General features: G+C 57.7%; 1 protein-coding gene and 3 pseudogenes. 2 read left to right on the top strand and 2 right to left on the bottom strand.

Translation table 11 applies throughout. The annotated features are described in order from the left end of the window. Positions 1 to 172 precede the first annotated feature (172 nt). Positions 173 to 524: pseudogene (locus NKJ08_RS38530) on the bottom strand (transposase); the annotation flags it as partial. Positions 525 to 621: 97 nt separating this feature from the next. On the opposite strand from NKJ08_RS38530, the gene NKJ08_RS38525 reads away from it, so the two are divergent. Next, positions 622 to 807 carry a hypothetical protein gene (locus NKJ08_RS38525; RefSeq protein ID WP_352450409.1) on the top strand — a complete coding sequence of 62 codons (186 nt, stop codon included), beginning with the start codon at positions 622 to 624 and terminating at the stop codon, positions 805 to 807. A gap of 727 nt (positions 808 to 1,534) precedes the next feature. Here NKJ08_RS38525 and NKJ08_RS38520 read toward each other — a convergent pair. Further along, positions 1,535 to 1,903 (bottom strand): annotated as a pseudogene (locus NKJ08_RS38520) (transposase); the annotation flags it as partial. Positions 1,904 to 1,961: 58 nt separating this feature from the next. Between NKJ08_RS38520 and NKJ08_RS38515 the strand changes: the two are divergent. Further along, a pseudogene (locus NKJ08_RS38515) lies at positions 1,962 to 2,059 on the top strand (IS6 family transposase); the annotation flags it as partial.

Genomic DNA, 2,059 nt, shown 5'->3' with positions numbered 1-2,059 from the left:
CGACGCACAGCCTGGACCGTTTTTGAGATGGCTTCCGCTCAACTTGTTGGACGGACCGGTCCTTGGATCGCGCAATCCGCAACACTCCGCCATCGGGCCGGGTAACTTCGACAATGGTTTCGACGCGGACAAACTGGGGACTGTCAGGATTCTGTGCGCGAGGCCGGTTTCGTCATTGGCTGACGAACCTTTCGCCGAAGACGACGGCGAACTGGACCTTTGCCTCGAACCATTCGCGCGGCGGTCGTTTCCATTCCTCGGCCGCATGGTTCAAGACCAGATATAGCAGCTTCATGGCCGCGTCGTCGTTGGGGAAGTGTCCACGTGTTCGAACGGCGCGGCGCAGCTTCGAAATCAGGCTTGTCGATGTCATCCGTCGTGTAGATGATGCGGCGCACGCTTTCGGGATAGGCGAAGAATGGCACGACGTGTTGCCAGTTGCGCCGCCAGCTCTGAGTGATCGCAGGATATCGCTGGCGCCAGAAGCCGACCTCGAACTCCTCCAGCGCCTTCATGCCGGCTTCGGGTAGTGTCTCAGTTTGAAATAATGCGGAAACGCCTATCGCGTTTTGATCCTCTAGGCGAAAGCGCCTATGCTTAGCGCAAAGCATGGGAGCAACAATGGCCTACACTGTCATCTGGTACGGAAGACAGAGCATTGTGGACAAGGAGTTTTTCGACTCCGAGAAGGCCGCGAAAGACCATGCAATCTCCATGTTCCAGACTCGAAAGGGCGACGATGGGATCGTATCCGTTGAAGTTCGCAAGGACGATGGAACTGTCGTTTTTAGCCATGCGGAGAACTAGGAATGCCTAAAGGCCAGAAGCGCCCCGCCGACGTGATCGGCAATGCCGTCCGCGTCATGCGCATTGCGACTGGGAGGAAGCCGACGACCTGATTGACGACGGCAAAGACCCTGCCGCGAAGGCACTCGGTGCGAAGGGCGGAAAGAAGCGCGCCGAGAACATGACGCCAGAGCGGCGGGCCGAGATCGCGAAGAAGGCGGCGGAAAGTCGCTGGCGGCACCGCTCCGAATAATTTCCGGAATATTTTTCTTGATTTTGTCGTCGAGGCGTGAAGCGCGCATTGCTCGGGACGTAGAGGCGAAACTCAAAGAGCAGGAAAAATCTGTGCGCCTTCGGGAGAGAATCCCGATTGGTGGCGTTCGATTAGGCGTGGGTATCGCCGACGAAAAGCAGGTTCGCACAGGCTGGGTCCGTGTTCTCTACGAAAATGACTTTGACATGCGAGAAACCGGATCGGAAACATTCGTGGTCATGGGGTGTCCCTCGGGATTGGTCCGATGGCGATTGGGACGGCCTTATTCTTCCAAAACTAGCTGAATGGGCCAAGCTGACTTGGGGGGAGATTGACCGCCCATCCTCGGATTCCGGCCATAAGATGTATCACAACATGGACACGGCAGAGATTTGCGACGAAGCCCAATATCGAATGGTTGAAATCGAGCGTTATGCAGACGTGATTTTCCGGTTCCGCCTTGGGAACAAACGTCGGCTGTGGGGCCATCGCATAGTCCAGATGGCCGCGGATCTCGCGCACGCTCATGCCGCGTGCATACATTGACACGATCTTGGCGTCGAAATCGGGAAAGCGGCGCTGATACCTGGCGATCAGCTTCGGGTCGAAGGTTCCCGCCCGGTCGCGCGGAATCGACAGCGTCATCTTCGATGTGCCGGTCAGCACCGTCTTCGTCGAATGGCCGTTGCGTCGATTGGCGCCGCCCTCGGCGCGTTCGTCCTTGAGGTGCTCGTCAAGCTCGGCCTTCAATATCCGCTCCGACAGCGCCTTCTTCAGGTCGTCCAGCAACCCGTCCTTGGCAAACACCTCATTCGGATCGCGGCCCGCAAGCAGCTGGTCCAGAAGTTCCTTCTCGATAGCCATGTGATGATTCTCTCCTTTCCATCATCATGACCTCGCGCACAGAATTCCTGACAGTCCAGACAAACTGCGATCCTGCGGAGTAGCCAGGCGCCAGGTCATGCCGGAAGTCGTACACTGGAGCCACAAGGGCCCCAACGACCGGGCGGAGAACTCGCA

Source organism: Mesorhizobium sp. M0244 (genome assembly GCF_040321795.1).
Classification (GTDB): Bacteria; Pseudomonadota; Alphaproteobacteria; order Rhizobiales; family Rhizobiaceae; genus Mesorhizobium.
The sequence above is the reverse complement of the archived record's forward strand: the minus strand, read 5'-3'. Positions and strand labels throughout refer to the sequence as shown.